The sequence below is a fragment of the Actinoallomurus sp. NPDC052274 genome, from assembly GCF_040679475.1.
Taxonomy (GTDB): domain Bacteria; phylum Actinomycetota; class Actinomycetes; order Streptosporangiales; family Streptosporangiaceae; genus Actinoallomurus; species Actinoallomurus liliacearum.
The window spans coordinates 45115-60148 of sequence record NZ_JBFAUT010000038.1; the positions used below are offsets into that span (position 1 = coordinate 45115).

General features: G+C 69.2%; 19 protein-coding genes. 9 read left to right on the forward strand and 10 right to left on the reverse strand.

Features of this window, described 5'->3' with window-relative positions:
* Window positions 1-5 precede the first annotated feature (5 nt).
* Window positions 6-452 carry a Tn3 family transposase gene (locus AB0K82_RS28200; protein ID WP_364402687.1) on the reverse strand — a complete coding sequence of 149 codons (447 nt, stop codon included), beginning with the start codon at window positions 450-452 and terminating at the stop codon, window positions 6-8.
* A 722-nt stretch (window positions 453-1174) separates the two neighbouring features.
* Here AB0K82_RS28200 and AB0K82_RS28205 point away from each other — a divergent pair.
* Window positions 1175-1912 carry a maleylpyruvate isomerase family mycothiol-dependent enzyme gene (locus AB0K82_RS28205; protein WP_364402582.1) on the forward strand — a complete coding sequence of 246 codons (738 nt, stop codon included), beginning with the start codon at window positions 1175-1177 and terminating at the stop codon, window positions 1910-1912.
* Window positions 1913-2089: 177 nt separating this feature from the next.
* Here the strand turns inward: AB0K82_RS28205 and AB0K82_RS28210 are convergent, their stop codons facing one another.
* The 4 genes from AB0K82_RS28210 to AB0K82_RS28225 all read right to left on the reverse strand — a co-directional run bounded on the left by AB0K82_RS28210 (window position 2090) and on the right by AB0K82_RS28225 (window position 4633).
* The gene (locus AB0K82_RS28210; protein WP_364402584.1) at window positions 2090-3268 is read right to left on the reverse strand and encodes a DUF2332 domain-containing protein; all 1179 of its coding nucleotides are present in this window, start codon (window positions 3266-3268) and stop codon (window positions 2090-2092) included.
* A 175-nt stretch (window positions 3269-3443) separates the two neighbouring features.
* Window positions 3444-4052, reverse strand: a complete 609-nt coding sequence (locus tag AB0K82_RS28215) for a dihydrofolate reductase family protein (protein WP_364402586.1) — start codon at window positions 4050-4052, stop codon at window positions 3444-3446.
* 28 nt (window positions 4053-4080) lie between these two features.
* On the reverse strand, window positions 4081-4254 hold the full coding sequence (locus tag AB0K82_RS28220) for a hypothetical protein (RefSeq protein ID WP_364402588.1): 174 nt from the start codon (window positions 4252-4254) through the stop codon (window positions 4081-4083).
* A 112-nt stretch (window positions 4255-4366) separates the two neighbouring features.
* Complete coding sequence (locus AB0K82_RS28225; RefSeq protein WP_364402590.1) at window positions 4367-4633, reverse strand: hypothetical protein; 267 nt, start codon at window positions 4631-4633, stop codon at window positions 4367-4369.
* Window positions 4634-4670: 37 nt separating this feature from the next.
* On the opposite strand from AB0K82_RS28225, the gene AB0K82_RS28230 reads away from it, so the two are divergent.
* Entirely contained in the window at window positions 4671-4868 is a 198-nt protein-coding gene (locus AB0K82_RS28230; RefSeq protein ID WP_364402592.1) for a hypothetical protein, read from the forward strand.
* A 187-nt stretch (window positions 4869-5055) separates the two neighbouring features.
* On the forward strand, window positions 5056-6060 hold the full coding sequence (locus tag AB0K82_RS28235; RefSeq protein WP_364402594.1) for an NAD-dependent epimerase/dehydratase family protein: 1005 nt from the start codon (window positions 5056-5058) through the stop codon (window positions 6058-6060).
* A gap of 42 nt (window positions 6061-6102) precedes the next feature.
* On the opposite strand, the gene AB0K82_RS28240 is transcribed toward AB0K82_RS28235, so the two are convergent.
* Complete coding sequence (locus tag AB0K82_RS28240) at window positions 6103-7116, reverse strand: HEAT repeat domain-containing protein (protein ID WP_364402596.1); 1014 nt, start codon at window positions 7114-7116, stop codon at window positions 6103-6105.
* A 3-nt stretch (window positions 7117-7119) separates the two neighbouring features.
* Window positions 7120-7791 carry a HEAT repeat domain-containing protein gene (locus AB0K82_RS28245; RefSeq protein ID WP_364402598.1) on the reverse strand — a complete coding sequence of 224 codons (672 nt, stop codon included), beginning with the start codon at window positions 7789-7791 and terminating at the stop codon, window positions 7120-7122.
* Between the two features lie 228 nt (window positions 7792-8019).
* On the opposite strand from AB0K82_RS28245, the gene AB0K82_RS28250 reads away from it, so the two are divergent.
* Together AB0K82_RS28250 and AB0K82_RS28255 are read left to right on the forward strand one after the other, a co-directional pair.
* Entirely contained in the window at window positions 8020-8808 is a 789-nt protein-coding gene (locus AB0K82_RS28250; protein ID WP_364402600.1) for a methyltransferase domain-containing protein, read from the forward strand.
* Between the two features lie 385 nt (window positions 8809-9193).
* Window positions 9194-9649 carry a nuclear transport factor 2 family protein gene (locus AB0K82_RS28255; protein WP_364402602.1) on the forward strand — a complete coding sequence of 152 codons (456 nt, stop codon included), beginning with the start codon at window positions 9194-9196 and terminating at the stop codon, window positions 9647-9649.
* A gap of 18 nt (window positions 9650-9667) precedes the next feature.
* Here the strand turns inward: AB0K82_RS28255 and AB0K82_RS28260 are convergent, their stop codons facing one another.
* The gene (locus AB0K82_RS28260) at window positions 9668-10588 is read right to left on the reverse strand and encodes an alpha/beta hydrolase (protein WP_364402604.1); all 921 of its coding nucleotides are present in this window, start codon (window positions 10586-10588) and stop codon (window positions 9668-9670) included.
* Window positions 10589-10766: 178 nt separating this feature from the next.
* Between AB0K82_RS28260 and AB0K82_RS28265 the strand changes: the two genes are divergently transcribed.
* From AB0K82_RS28265 to AB0K82_RS28275, 3 genes are all read left to right on the forward strand, one after another.
* On the forward strand, window positions 10767-11654 hold the full coding sequence (locus AB0K82_RS28265) for a helix-turn-helix domain-containing protein (RefSeq protein WP_364402606.1): 888 nt from the start codon (window positions 10767-10769) through the stop codon (window positions 11652-11654).
* A gap of 52 nt (window positions 11655-11706) precedes the next feature.
* Window positions 11707-12285: a TetR/AcrR family transcriptional regulator gene (locus AB0K82_RS28270; RefSeq protein ID WP_364402608.1), complete on the forward strand. Its 579-nt coding sequence runs from the start codon at window positions 11707-11709 to the stop codon at window positions 12283-12285.
* 86 nt (window positions 12286-12371) lie between these two features.
* Window positions 12372-13154, forward strand: a complete 783-nt coding sequence (locus tag AB0K82_RS28275) for an oxidoreductase (protein WP_364402610.1) — start codon at window positions 12372-12374, stop codon at window positions 13152-13154.
* Between the two features lie 68 nt (window positions 13155-13222).
* On the opposite strand, the gene AB0K82_RS28280 is transcribed toward AB0K82_RS28275, so the two are convergent.
* Window positions 13223-13375 (reverse strand): hypothetical protein, encoded by a 153-nt coding sequence (locus AB0K82_RS28280; RefSeq protein ID WP_364402612.1) that lies wholly within the window; start codon window positions 13373-13375, stop codon window positions 13223-13225.
* Between the two features lie 60 nt (window positions 13376-13435).
* Between AB0K82_RS28280 and AB0K82_RS28285 the strand changes: the two genes are divergently transcribed.
* Complete coding sequence (locus tag AB0K82_RS28285; protein ID WP_364402614.1) at window positions 13436-14230, forward strand: methyltransferase domain-containing protein; 795 nt, start codon at window positions 13436-13438, stop codon at window positions 14228-14230.
* Here the strand turns inward: AB0K82_RS28285 and AB0K82_RS28290 are convergent.
* A complete protein-coding gene (locus AB0K82_RS28290; RefSeq protein ID WP_364402616.1) occupies window positions 14208-14969 on the reverse strand; it encodes a hypothetical protein in 762 nt (253 codons plus the stop codon). The genes AB0K82_RS28285 and AB0K82_RS28290 overlap by 23 nt on opposite strands.
* Between the last annotated feature and the right edge of the window lie 65 nt (window positions 14970-15034).

Here is a 15034-nt window from a genome sequence, read left to right on the forward strand (position 1 = left end):
CGCTCTCAGGGGGCGAGATCGCGGCCCTGGTCCCGCAAGGTCCCGATCGCCTTGCCGTAGTACTCGGTCGTCCAGGTGATCACCGCGTTGGTCAGCAGGGTCAGGCACCATGCCTGCTCGGTCTGGTCCTGCAGGTGCGGGCGAACGATGGTGCCCTGCTGGGCGTAGTGCAGGTCGCGCCGCAGCGCGTGCAGGCTCTCGCCCTTGTTGAGCTGCCGGGAGATCTTCCGCCGGTAGATCGGGTCGGACAGGTAGCGGGCGGCGTGGATGGTGCGGCGCATCCGCCCCCACTCCTTCAGCGCCGCCGCCAGGGTGTTCTGCCGCGAGGCCGCCGACCACTTCCCGACGATCAGCGAGGTGGTGGCCTCCCCGAACTTCAGCGACCCGCCGACCCGCAGCAGGTCCGGATACATCGCGCGGATCAGGTCCTCGTTCCACTGGTCGGCCAGCAGCGAACCGGTGGGTGCTCTGGATCCGGTGCGGACAGCGAACGTGCGCTGGTTGGCGGGCTATCGGCATCCGCGCCACTCGCTTCCCGAGGCGCGGACCGGCTCCAGATGATCTTTTGCGGGCCGGTGCCGCTGATGGCCAGGGCGGAAGCGGTCGGAGACCCGATCGCGGTGCTGCCAGTGCTGTTCCATCTGCTCTGGCGGCACGAGCTGGAGACCGAGCTGTCGGTGCCGTTGCACGACTGCGACGCCCTGTCAGAGGGAGTCCCACCAGCGTGGAGCTGTGTCATCAGGTTCGTTGGGACTCGCGAAATGGAACGGAACGCCCAGCCGTCCCGCCAGAGCTCTGCCGATCCTGATCGCCTCTTCCGCCTCTGGCCAGGGAGGGAAGGCCGCTTGGCCGCCGCCCGCAACTAAACCTCACAAAACCGAGATACACCGTTAACTGGACACGCCCGCCTTTCTCAAGCCTGCCGAGTTCGGACTCACCCGGCCAACGGGGGTCGGAGTTCCAGTAGCAGGGGCACGCCGGACGCGCGGATGGACAACGCGAGCTCCCACGGTGTGCTGAGAAGCAACGGCTTCACACCATGGGGCATCGCCCATTCACACATCTTCATCGACGGTGAATGGCGCGACGAGATATTTTGGGAACGACCATTGGACCACTGACAGAGCCAGAGCAAGGACAGCAAGACGTGCAGGTAGGGGCGGACAATGACGGCATGAGCGTCGATCTGAACGCGGGCTTTGAGCCCACGGAACTCCTCGATCAAATCACCACCGCGACCGAGCACCTACTCACCACCGTCGCCGCCCTCAGCGATGCGGACATGCGTGTTCCATCCCTCCTGCCGGGCTGGTCGCGAGGGCATGTGCTGACCCATCTCGCCCGCAACGCCGACGGCGGCATCCGGCTGCTGACCTGGGCGCGGACCGGAACACCAGCAGCGGAGTATCCGAGCCTGGAGGCGCGGGAAGCGCAGATCGAGGCGGGCGCCGGTCGCGGCACCGCCGAACTGATCGCCGATGTCCGCGCCAGCGCCGAAAGGTTCGCCACCGAGTACACACTGATGCCCGCCGAGGCATGGCAGAACGAAGTCCGCTGGACCGCCGGGCAACGCCATCGCGCCGCCCGGATCGCCGACGCCCGGCTCAGCGAGGTACTCATCCATCATGTCGATCTACGAATCGGCGTCACCCCCGACCACTGGCCCGCCGACTTCGTCTCCCACCAACTGGAACAGGTCACAGCAGCCTTCAACATCCGCGAGGACTCGCCCGCCATGCGCATCCACGCCGCAGATACCGATGCCTGGTACGAGACATCCACCAGCGGCGACGCCGTGACGGTCCAAGGCCGTCAGGCATCCCTCCTGGCCTGGTTGATGGGGCGGTCATCCGGCGATGGCCTCACCACCGACAGCGGCAAGCCCCTGCCCAAGCCGACGTTCCTCTATTGAGGATGCCCTCGCCGGCCGACGCCTGCCCGTTGACCGGCTGAAACGATCGACTCCGAGTCTGGCTCCGCCCGCGGCGCGCTGGCGGGACGGTACGGTTCTCGGCGCCTCTCTGTGTCAAGCCGCTGCGAGCAGAGAGGAATCCGTTAACTGGACAGCAGAACCCGCGGCCTGCCGGATTCACCGAACCTCGACCGTCAGGGGTGCTATCCACTCGAGGTGGCCGTCGACCTGTATCAGAGGGATGGGATCAATGCCGTCCGGTCCGTGCATGGCCAGGGCCTCGGGAACATCGGTGCCGGACCCACGAGGAGGCGCGGTCGAAGGTTCTTGCCAGACGTGAAACAGCGGCCCATGCTCACCGATGGAATCGATCGCACTGTCGAATTCCGCGCGCTGCGCCGGTGGGACGTGCATTCGCGTCGCGGCATGGAACACGACACGTGGCTCGCCCGGAGGCAGCCGTCTTCCGAGACTCGGGCAGATGTCGATCGCATCGCCGGCGATGACGTCGACCGGATATTCGATCAATTGATGGAACGCCGCGGAGAGCAGGTCGGCCTCCTGCTGGTTCTCGGGCCATACCAGTGCTCTGAGCCAGAGCCGCTCGTCGGGGTCCGTGACGTCCACGGGGTTGATGTCGACGCCGGTTCTGCCGGCGATCGGTGGGCAACGGTCGTAAGCGGGAGGCAGGTCCGAGCCAAGCCACTTCGTCTCGATGGTCACGTCGGCGTCCGCGGGCCCGGACGTCCGGCCGCTGATGACGTAGCGGTAACGGTCGAAGAGGAGGTGAACGCCGGCGCTCGCGCCCACCTCGATCAAATGCACGGGCCGGTCACATCGATCCGCGATCACGGACATGGCGATCTTCAGAGCGACAGATCGCTTCACCACGTTCGTCTGGACCAGGCGTTCGCGGACCAGCCGGCGCAACTCCGCTCGGTGGACCCGACAGAAATCGAGGAACACCGGCCCGGCGTCGTTCGGGTCCGCAGCCGCGGAGCCGACCAGAGAAGGATAGAAATCACGTAGCCGATGCCGTACGCCACGTAGCAAAAGGTAGTGCACGGCGCCTAGGAGCAGGTATGACGGCTGTTGCCCCGCCCGACGCTCCGTCAGAATCTCGAGAAGATCGCGGTCATCGGCCGCGCTCATGCACAACGAACGGTACAGCGGAGACGAGGTAAAGACCGAAGGCGCGTTCCGGAAGTGGTCCGCCAAACGCATGACCTCGGTCGATTCCCTCATGGCGACCCCAACTCTTCCACGCATCGATTTACGGGAGGCTGACCGACCAGGGACGGTCGAGACGGGCATTCGGGTGCCGGCGCCTACGGGGTCGCTCCGGCTCGGTCTCATCGGGTAAGAGTGCCGTCATCCCAGCAGAACCCTCGGACGGCGCGATGTTCTTCACCGCCTCACGCTACATAATTCGTCAGTTCGAAGTGAACAACCACTTGTCGGACCGCAGCTCATCGCGTACTGCCGCCGACAGGTTCATCCGGAACGGACAGCCCCGTTGGTGCCTGTCCAGCTAACGGCTCTGTCGACCTGCCGCAGGCAGCCAGCGGGTGATGAGGATTCCGCAGTCGGTGGAGGTCGCGTCGAGGAGAGTGAGGCGGTCGGCTGCGAGGGCATCGCTGAAGATCTGTGCGCCGTGACCGGCGATGCCGGGATTGATGTAGAGCTGCAGCTCGTCGACCAGGCCGTGGTCGAGCAGCGCGGTGGCGAAGCCGGCGCCGCCGAAGCAGATGAGGTCGCCGTCGACAGAGTCTTTGGCCCGCCGCACCGCCTCGGCGAAGTCTCCAGTGATCACCGTCGTGCCCGGCCATGCGGTGGCCGGCTCGCGGTGGGTGACGACGACCTTCGGGAGCTGGCCGATGCGTGCCGCGAATGCGTAGTCGGGGTCGTTCGGATGCTGTTGGGCAGTGCGTCGCCAATGGTCCAGGTACCCTTCGCTGACCATCGGCCGGCTGAGCAAGATCCCTGAAGCGGACGCGAACAGCTCGTTGAACCGCGCGCGGGCATCGGGTGTCCAGGGCCAGTCCGGTCCCCAGTCCCACAGCTGCCACCGTGATCGGGGGACGTCGCTGCTCACGCAGCCGTCGACCGACATCTGCATCTGAACGATGAGGCGGCTCATCGTGTCACCTTCGCATTCCGGTCGTCGTTCACAGGGTGCTTTCTTCGGTGCGCCGGCCGAGGAGTGCCTTGGCGTCGCGCTTGGCGAATTCGGTGAAACATGTCGGGGTGACTCCGAATGCGTGGTGGGTGTCCAGCCATATGTGGGACTCGCTGTGGCGGCCGCGGCCGGCGAGGAGTTCATCCAGTATCTGGACGCCCATCTCTGGAAGGCCCCACTCGCGGTACTCGCGAAGCTTATCCTCTCACTGCCGATCCGTATTACCGTACTGGCGCGATCGCGGGATGCCGACGCCTTCCCGGCGCAACCAGCGGTCATGCCTGCTCATGACCGACCGGCACGAGCTGCCCGACGCTCTCGGTGATGTCTCGGCGCGGCCGGGCCGGTGCGGCGGCGATGGCCACCGTGCCGAGAAGGCACACGGCGGCCGTTCCGTACAGCGCGATGTGCAAGGCGTAGGTGAACCCAGCGGCCAGCACGGCGGCGTCGTCGCCGGTCAGGTCTCCCGCAGCGACCTTGGCGGCCAGTTCCTGGGAGCCGACGCGAGTGCTGATCAGGCTGACCAGGACGGCGCCGTACACGGGCGATGACGATGGCTTCGCTGCCGATGCGCATGCTGTGGAGGAGCCCGGTGGCCATCCCGGCTCGCTCGGGTTCGACGAGGCTCATCGCCGCCCCGTCACCCACGCCGAACGACAGCCCGGCGCCCAGCCCGACCATCAACAGCGGCCCGGCGATGACGGCCGCGACGCCTTGACGAAATTGGTCGAAGAGACCTTCGCCGAGCTCCCCGCCGCGCACGCCTCCCCCGCCTAGCGATCCTTCGTCATCACGGCAAGGGCTCCCGACCACACCGGTCTCGGCTCCACGGGCGACGCGCACAGGTAACATGCCGGACCGCAGCTCATCGCGTGCTGCCGCCGGCAGGTTCGTCCGGAATGGACGGCTACGCCGTGGGCGAAGCGCCTTTCGAGGACTCTGCGGGATGGATTCCACTGTCCGCATGCGACTTCTCGTTCTCGGCGGCACGGCCTGGCTCGGCGTCCACATCGCGACGATGGCAGTGGAACGCGGACACCATGTCACCTGCATGGCTCGTGGTGAGTCCGGGGCCGTTCCGCGCGGCGCGGAGTTCAAGCGTGCCGACCGAGACGACCCCGATGCTTACGACGAGGTCTCCCGCGCCGAGTGGGATGTGGTGGTCGACGTGTCCCGTCAACCGGGGCAGGTCGGGCGCGCGACCGCGGCTCTCGCCGGCTGCGCCGGATCGTTCCTCTTCGTCTCGTCGGTGAGCGTGTACGCCGATGGCTCCAGACCCGGAGACGATGAGAGCGCCGCCCTGCTCCCAGCGCTCGCCGGGGACGTCATGGAGACCATGGAAACGTACGGGGAGGCGAAGGTCGCGTGCGAGCGACACGTGTCGAACGCTTTCGGTCCTGACCGCTCACTCATCGCCCGCGTCGGGCTCATCGGCGGTCCAGGTGACACCTCCGACCGTACGGGCTACTGGCCGCTGCGGTTCGCCCGACCGGCCGCCGACGATGGCAGTGTGCTGGTGCCCGACGCGCCTGACCTGATGACGCAGGTGATCGACGTTCGCGATGTGGCGACGTGGCTCATCGACGCCGGCGAGGGCGGCGTGAGCGGGGTCTTCAACGTCGTCGGCGAGACACTCTCCCTGCCCGAGCACCTGGCGGTGGCCCGTCAGGTGGCCGACCACCACGGCTCGGTCGCGGCGGTCGACCAGAAGTGGCTGCTCGCCCACGACGTCGCGCCGTGGATGGGCGAACGGTCCCTGCCTCTGTGGCTGCCTCTGCCGGAGTACGCCGGTTTCGGTTCCCGAGACGGCAGTACGGCCAGAGCCGCGGGTCTGGTCTCGCGGCCGCTCGCCGAGACGCTCGCGGACACCCTCGCGTGGGAGCTGACCAGAGATCCGGAACGGCCACGCCGCGCGGGACTTTCCGACCACGACGAACGGCACCTCCTGCATGCGCTCAACGCCGCCTAGCGTCAGCCGCTCTCCTGGTAAGGCCCGTTTCGCCGCGGGTCGTCACTGCCCTTCTCGTACGTCGCGCAGCGTGAGAATGTAGGTCGCGGTGAGCGCGACGGCACGGTCGTCGTCATGTGACAGATCCGCGAGGGCACGTGACGTCGTGGTCCCCGGGATGTCCGCGAGCGCCTCTGTCAGCCGCCGGCGTGCGGATGATTCGACGGCGCCGTGGGCGAGGCGGTCGACGAGCCCGGTGGCGATCTGATCCGCCAACGCGGGATCACTCGCCAGCGCGCTCAGCGCGTCGGCCGCGTCGGCGTCGTTCGTGCCCTCGACGATCATGTCGATGAGCGTCGGGACCGCGTCGGCCACTCCACGCGCCCCGAGCGACAGAGCCGCGTACCTGCGGACCGCGATGTCGGAGTTCGTGAGGGCGTCGCGCAGCAGTGCGGTCGCCGCACCGTTCGGAATCTCGGCGATGGACTGGACGGCGCGTTTCCGGACCTCGGCTGCCGGTGAGCCGAGGCCCTCCGCCAGCAGCGCCGATCCACGATCGCCCGATTGCGCCAGGGCCCAGCGAAGGGCTCCGGCGACGTTCGGGTCCGTCTCGCTCAACGCCGCCTCGACCAGAGCCTCCACCGGCACCGGAGCCTCTTCGACCGAGGACAAGGCCGCTCGCTGGCGCTTCCCGGCGTTCTCCGACCCCAAGGCCTGGAGGAGTGCGACGATCTGGAGGACGTCCTCCCAGCCGGCGGGTTCCGCGGCATCGATCCGACGGAGTCGCGTGAGCAGCTCCGTCTCATTCGCGATGCGTTCTCGCGTCTGGCGGATGAGGTCGTCGATGAGCTCCGAGGGCTTGAAGCCGGGATCATCCAGCGCGCACCCGATCTCACGCAGCGACAGCCCCAATGACCGCAGGCTCTCGATATGGAAGATCCGCCGGATGTCCTCGCCGGAATACGCTCGATAGCCGGCCTCGGTACGACCCATCGGCCGCACCAGGCCGAGCGACTCGTAGTGCCTGAGCATGCGGGCGCTGACCCCGGACCGTCGTGCCACATCACCGATCAACACCGTCTACCGTCCCTCCTGGCCGGTCCCACCGAGGGCTACGAGGCGCTTCGCCTCCTCGATCGCGGACTCGAAGCCGGCATCCGGGTCGCGCAACAGCCGTTCCGTGGCGATCGCGTGCCGGCGCACGCGAGGGTCGCGATCCGTCATCGCGGCGCGCAGGGTCGGCATCATCACCTCACCGAGCGAGATCAGCGCCCGGCTGAGGCTCAGCTGCGTCTCACGCTCGCCGCGCCCGAACTGGGTCGCCAGCACTCCGGCCAACTCGGATTCTTCCCCTTCGGGCACGAGTACGACCGCTGCTCGCCACGCGCTCCGCGCCACCTCGTCGTCGGCGTCGGTCAGAAGCGCCCGGGTGATCGCCGGCCACGCCCGCCGATCCCCGATCTTGGACAGCGTGTGCAGCGCCTGGCTTCGTGCCTGCGCACCCTCCGAGCGGAGCTCGGCGATGAGCTTCGGAACCGTCGTTGATGATGAGTGGCGGGTGAGTGCCCACGTGAGCATCTCGCGCACGAAGAATTCAGGCTCGATCGCGCATCGTTCGATGAGCTTGTCGACGAACCTCGGGTCTGGGGCCGTGCCGACCGCCATCGCGGCCTGCAACCGCACCGACGAACTGCCGTTCTCCAGCCCCTGGAGAGCTCGCATCGTGTTCGTGTCCTCTCTCGGCATGGCCATCGGGACCACCTCCTCGGCCACAGTGAAGACCTTGTCACTGTGTCAAGGTCAAGCGGAGCCACACCGCGAGCGCGAATGCCGCGGTGACCAGGGCCGAGGAGGACACACCGCTGGTTCGGTCCGCCCGGCACTTGAGGTACGGCCCGCAGCCGGAACTGTAGGAGGTGAAGCCGTGCGGCCGACCGGTGTACACGACCGGGGCCGCACCTAAACAAGATGGAGGACGAAATGACCCGAAAGTCGTTACGGGACTCTCTCCGCCCGTTCTTCGTGAAGAGGGAACCCGTCAAGCCGACCGCCGGCGACGGTGACGGTCACCTCGCCCCCGAGCTGGTCCCGTTCTGGAAGCCCAGCGGGGACGCCGATCGGTACCGCGCCTACCAGGCGGCGATGGCCGCACCGTATGTCGGCGGCTCGCTGTTCGTACCCGGCGAGCAGACGGGAGAGGTGTCCGCGCGGCTCATCGAGCTGGTGGGCGCCAAGCTCCAGCGCCTGGTGCTGAGCGACCGGGCCCAGAGCTGGGTCGAGCACCTGCGGCGACGCTTCGAGGACGCCGAGGTGCTCCGCGTGGAACTGCCGGAGCGACTCGACATCGCGCCGGTCGACACGGTGCTCCTGGTCAACGTCCTGGGGTACCTGGAGGACGACGTCGAGGCCCTCAATGCCTTGACCAAGGTCACCGTGCCGGGCGGCCGGTTCATCGTCTGGGAGGCCGGCTACCCGAATCTCTACAGCGCCTTCGACCGCGACCGGGCCGGCCGCCAGGTGCGCTACACGCCGGAGAGCCTGAACGAGAGGCTTCGGCTCGCCGGTCTGGAGGTGGAGGTCTGCCGGCCCATCAACATCCTTGGCGGGCTGTTCAACCGGGTCATGGTCGGCCGCACGGCCGACTTCGCCGATCCCCGGCTGGTGAGGCTGTACGACCGCCTGGTCGTGCCGCTGAGCCGCCGGTTCGACCGGCTGCCCCTCCGCTTCGGGCAGAACATCTTCGCGGTCGCGAGGGTGCGGCCCACGTAACCGCCTGGGCTCCGGTCCACAACCGGTGCAACACCGAGGGCGCGGGTGGATGCACAGAATCCACCCGCGCCCTTATGCGCTTCGCCGCAGAAGCCGCGCGCGGTCAGCGAGCGAAGACCTCCGATCTGGGACACCGCATCGACCTGACCTGGGTCGTGGTCGTGTGGGGCTCGTGCCGAATGCTCGGGAAAAGCCTCACCCGTGGTGCCGATATGGGGGTTTTGCCGTCGTCCTGGACTGCGGTCGCCGAGCATTCGGTACACGGTGGGCGGCGGGCCGGAGCCGTCCTGGGTGCCGGCTCGGCGCGGCGCCGACGGCGCCTTCAGACGCCGGCTGTCATCACCGGCGATACTGAGGATCGTTCTGCTCGCCTTGGAGGCCGACCATGCCCGCTGATCCCCCGCCGAGTCACCGGGCGATCGAGAACCTGATCGCCCGCTACGCCGAGCTCGTGGACGACGGGGACTTCGCCGGGCTGGACGCGCTGTTCGCCGGCGCCACCTTCGTGGGGAGCGCGGCGCCGGTGAGCGGCCGCGGCGAGGTCGAGAAGATGTTCCGGGAGACGGTGATCGTCTACGACGACGGCACGCCGCGGACCCAGCACGTCACCACCAACCTCGCCATTGAGGTCGACGAAGAGGCCGGGACCGCGACCGCGCGATCGTACGTCACCGTGTTGCAGGCACTACCCGATCTGCCGCTGCGGCCCATCGCCGCCGGCCGATACCAGGACCGCTTCGAGCGCCGCGACGATCAGTGGCGATTCCTGGAGCGCCGGGTCCGCATCACCCTCGTCGGCGATGTCAGTCGCCATCTCCGCCAGGCCGCCGCACCGGCGTAGTCCTCCCGCGAGGCCGCTTCACTCGCCCAGGTTCTCCGCGAAGAAACCGGCGAGCCTCTCGACGGCGGGGTCGACGTACTGCTTCCGGTCGTACAGGTCGACATGGCCGGCGCCGTCGATCCAGTGGATCTCCTTGGGGCCGCCGGCGCGCTGGAACGCCTCGACGCTCATCCACGAGGTGACGGCGCGGGTGCCGACGACCATGAGCAGCGGCCGCGGTGCGATCAGCGGGACCGCGGCGAAAGCGTCGAAGGTCGCCATCCTGTCGATGCTGGACCAGGTCAGGGAGCTCGCCGAGCGAGGGTGCCGGCCTCGCGGGGTGCGGTAGTACTCGAAGCCCTCGAAGCCGTGCTCTCCGCCGAGCGCGCGGGCCTGCTCGGCGGTGTCGGGGAACAGGGTCAGGACCGGCGGCTCCTCGCCACGGGCCTCAGCGGTCCGCGCGCGGGCGGCGGCGTCCAGCATGCGCTGGAAGACGGCCGGGTCCTGTGCCCCGTCGGCCCCCAGGCGGAACTGGCGGGCGATGTCGACCGCGCTGACCGTGGCGACGGCCTTGATGCGGTGATCGCCCGCCGTGGCGGGGAGCGCGTAGCCGCCCGAGGCGCAGATGCCGAGTGCGCCGATGCGTTCCGCGTCGACTCCGCGGCGGGTGGTGAGGAAGGAGACTGCGGCCTTGAGGTCCTCGACGCGGTGGGCGGGGTCCTCCAGGCCGCGGGGTTCGCCGCCGCTCTCGCCCTGGTAGGCCGCGTCGAAGGCGAGCGTGACGAAGCCTTCTTCCGCCAGCCGCCGCGCGTACAGGCCGGCGGTCTGCTCCTTGACACCGGTGCCGGGGTGGCCGACGACGATCGCCGGACGTGGGCGCTCCGCCGGGACGTCGGGGAGGTAGAGGTGACCGGCGAGGGGGATGCCGGCGCTGTCGAAGGTGACGTCGATCTTCGCCACGGGGATTCTCCGTTTCGTTGTCTCAGGGGACCGCACCGAGTGGCGGGCTCCCGGCCCGGGGCCATGCCGGGCATGTCTCCACGGTCGGCCCGATCCGGGGTGCGCGAAAGAGGCGCGTTCTTGCCTGGGAAAGAACGTGCCCTCTCAGATCCGCGCCGTCGGCGTGACAATGGAGGGCATGACTCCCGCACCTGATCGCAGCGAACTCGGCGCGTTCCTGAAGGCTCGCCGGGCACAGCTGGCGCCGGCGGACTTCGGCCTGCCGGGTACCGACTCCCGTCGCAAGGTCGCGGGGCTCCGCCGCGAGGAGGTCGCCCAGCTCGCGGCGATCAGCGTCGACTACTACACGCGGCTGGAGCAGGGCCGGGTCCGGGCGTCCGCGTCGGTGCTCGCCACCCTCGCCCGTACGCTGCGCCTCGACGACGACCAGCAGAGATACCTGTACGAGCTCGCGGGCAAGGCCGACGCCCGGCCGCGCCGGCGGCGGCCCGCGCAGCGCGTACGGCCCCCCATGCGACGCCTGCTCGACCAGCTCACCGGCACCCCCGCCATCATCTTGGGCAGACGGCTGGACATCCTGGACTGGAACTCCGGCGCCGCCGCCCTGTACACCGACTTCTCGCTGGTCCCGGCGAGCCGGCGCAACTACCTGCTCCTGCTGTTCACCGACTCGACCATCCGTGAGATGCACCGGGACTGGGAGCACGACGCCCGCGACGCCGTGGCCGCGCTGCGCATGGAGGCCGCCGCGGACCCCGACGATCCCGAGCTCGCCCGGCTCGTCGGCGAACTGTCCGTCCAGGACGCCGACTTCCGCACCTGGTGGGCCGAGCACCGTGTCAACAGCGCGGGCTACGGCACCAAGCACTACCGCCACCGGCTGGTCGGTGATCTCAACCTCGACTGTGACACGTGGAGCAGCCCCGACGGTTCGGGGCAGCGCCTCATGGTCCTCACCGCCGAGCCGGGCTCCCCATCGGACGACGCCCTGCGCATCCTCAGCGCGTGGACGCCCGAACGGACGACGGAGACGCACCGGGAGGGGGCCGAGCGACCGGCCAGGTGATCGCCAGAGCGCATTATTTACCTCAAGGTACAAAACGTGCTATGGTTCAGACATGGGAAGGCCGAGGCAGTTCGATCCACAGGTCGCCGTCGAGCAGGCCATGCAGGTGTTCTGGCGCAAGGGTTACGCCGCCACCACCCCGCAGGACCTGGTCGACGCCCTGGGCATCGGCAAGGGCAGCCTCTACAACGCCTTCGGCAGCAAACAGGCGTTGTTCCAGCAGGCACTCCGGCGTTACCGGGACAGCCAGGCGGCGCTCCTCATCGAGATGCTCGAGGAGCCCGGGCCCGTCAAGAGCCGGCTGCGCAAGGTGCTGAGATTGCTGACCGAGATGGATCTGGCCGACCCTGATCGCCGTGGCTGCATGGCCGTGAACACGGCCGCGGAGCTCGCGGGGACCGACGAGGCGGCCACCGAGCTCGTGCGACGCATGCTCGACCGTACGGAGGACGCCTTCCGGGCGCTGATCGAAGAGGGACAGCGCTCCGGAGAGATCGCCACCGACCGCGACGCGCACGCGCTCGGCAGCCTGCTCGTGAACACGGTGGTGGGGCTACGGCTGATGGCGCGTGTCGCCGAGGGGCCCGACCGCCTGTCTCGCGTGATCGACGCGGTGATCGACTCTCTGTAACCCCTCCGACCCCCGCCGCCCAAGGTGACCGCCCGAGCCGACGGATGCCCTCATTTTGTACCTACAGGTAAATAAGTGGAGTCCCAATGGAACTGAACCTCACCTCCAAGACGGCCGTCGTCACCGGCGCCAGCCGGGGCATCGGGCTGGCCACCGTGCGGACGCTGATCGACGAGGGCGTACGGGTCGTGGGAGCCGCGCGCACCATCACGCCCGAGCTGAAGGAGACCGGGGCGGTTCCCATCTCGGTCGACCTGAGCACCGCCGCCGGAGCGACCACGCTCATCGACGGCGCCCTGGCCGAACTGGGCGGCATCGACCTGCTGGTGAACAACGCCGGCGGCGGAGACGCCGTGCAGCTCACGGGATTCCTCGGCACCGATGACGCGCAGTGGAACGGGGTACTCGATCTCAACCTGCTCGCCGCGGTCCGCGTCAGCCGCGCCGCGCTCCCCAGCCTCATCGAGCGCCGGGGCTCCATCGTCAACGTCTCGTCCATCAACTCCCGACTGCCCGCCGCCGGCCCGGTCGCCTACAGCGCCGCCAAAGCCGCCCTGGCCGCGGTGGGCAAGTCGCTGGCCGAGGAGTTCGGACCGCAGGGCGTCCGGGTCAACACCGTCTCGCCCGGAGTGGTCCGCACCGCGATCTGGGAGGACCCGGACGGCTTCGGCGGCAAGGTCGCCGCCGCCGTCGGCGCCGAGCACGCGGCGTTCCTGCAGCAGATCCCCGAGGCGTTCGGCATCACCACGGGACGCATCACCGAGCCCCGCGAGGTGGCGGCTCTGATCGCCTTCCTGCTCTCCGACGTCGCCGGCAATATCACCGGCGCGGACCACGTCATCGACGGCGGCACCGTCAAGACGCTCTGATCCCTCGTCGACCACGGAATCCTCACCGGTGCCGGCTCGCCGGTCGAAGCGGTGAGGATCCCGCCGGTTCATGCGACCGCGACGTCTCGGGCGAGGTGGCCGGCGCGCAGATCGTGCTTGTCCAGCCAGGCGGCGATGTTCGCGGCGATCGCGTCGGGCTGGTCTTCCGGGGTGTGATGGCCCGCGACGCGGTCGTGGTCGGCGATCTCGAGACCGGCCATGGTGGCGGCGCGTGATCTCGAGGTCGCATCGCCTCACGCCCGGGCTGTCAGACTCTTCACATGACCGATCGCCGGCTGCGAGAGACCTTCGATCGCGTAGCCTCTCGCTATCAGACCGCGCGTCCCGACTACCCGGCCGACCTGTACGCCGACCTGCTGGCGATGACCGGACTCCGGCCGCCCGCGCGCCTCCTGGAGGTCGGCTGCGGGCCGGGGAAGGCCACCCTGCCGCTGGCGCGCCTGGGCTTCTCGATCACCGCGATCGAGCTCGGTGCCGCTCTGGCGGCGGAGGCGCGGCGCCGCCTCGCGACGTTTCCGGACGGCTCGGTGATCACCTCGTCGTTCGAGGAGTGGCGGCCGCCGCCGGGTGCCCGCTTCGACCTCGTCTACGCGGCCACCGCGTGGAAATGGGTGGACCCGGACATCAAGTACGCCAAGGCCGCCGCCCTCCTCCCCCGAGGCGGTCACCTGGCCGTGTGGGATGCCGGGCACGCCTTCCCGGCGGGCTTCGACCCGTTCTTCACCGAGATCCAGCGGGTCTACGACGAGCTCGGCGAGGGCGACGGCTCGCCCTGGCCGCCGCCACCGCCCGGAGACCGGCCCGAGCCCACCGCCGCCGAGTTCGAGGCCTCCGGGCACTTCACGGTCGCCGGGACACGGCGCCACGTCTGGGCCCGGCGCTACACCGCCGAGGAGTACATCGCCCTCCTCGGCACCTTCTCGGACCACATCGCCATGGAGCCCGCCAAGCGCGAGCACCTCTACCGGGAGGTGCGCCGTCTCCTCGCCGCGCGCCCGGACGGGCGGCTGACCCGCCACTGGTCCGCGGTCCTCACGGTCGGCCGGCGGGCGTGACGCCGTGCGCGTCCTCACCGGTCACGGTGTCCGCGGCGCGTTTCCGGGTGACGTACACGCGGGCCACGACGGTCAGGACGGCGGCGATGGGCAGCCAGACGGCCGCCACCAGCCAGGGGTCGTCCCCGCTACCGCCGACGAAGAGCGGGGAGAAGAGCCCGGCGAAGAACAGCCCGACGGCCAGACCCAGTGTGGCGACCATGCCCGGCGTCGGGTCCGGGACGGCGCGGCGCCCCAGTCGCCAGGCGCACGCGGCGGTCATCACCAGGCCGCTGGGAACCGTGATCAGCGCGGAGATCAGCGCCCGCGCGCGCATGTCGGCCGGAAAGTCATAGGTCTTCTGGGAGAACTCCCCGGACGAGATCTCGGTCAGCAGGCCGCGCCAGACGGTGCCGGTGACCCGCTCGCCCTTCTCGAAGACGGGGCCGCCGGAGTCGTAGGACGTCTCCCGCCTGGTGCCGTCCGCGCCGTTCAGGACCAGGCGGTTCGGCTGACGCCGACTGTTGGGCAGCCTGCCGCCGGACACGGTGAACTCCTGCGTCCATCGGCAGTCGGCGGGCGCGGACGGAGGCGCCGGGCAGCGCGCCGCCGCCTCGTAGGCGCGAAGGTCGCGAGCGCCGCCCGGGGCCTCGGTCACGGCGAAGAGGACGCCGAACGCCGCCAGGCCGACGCCGAACAGCAGGGTGAGGACGGCGGCGACGGTGCTGCGCAGAAGCCGGGTGACGGAGACGTGGGTCATATCCGCATTGTCCCATTCAACGGATCTTGGCGGCGCCCGACTCGGGACGGTTCGCGCCAGGATGG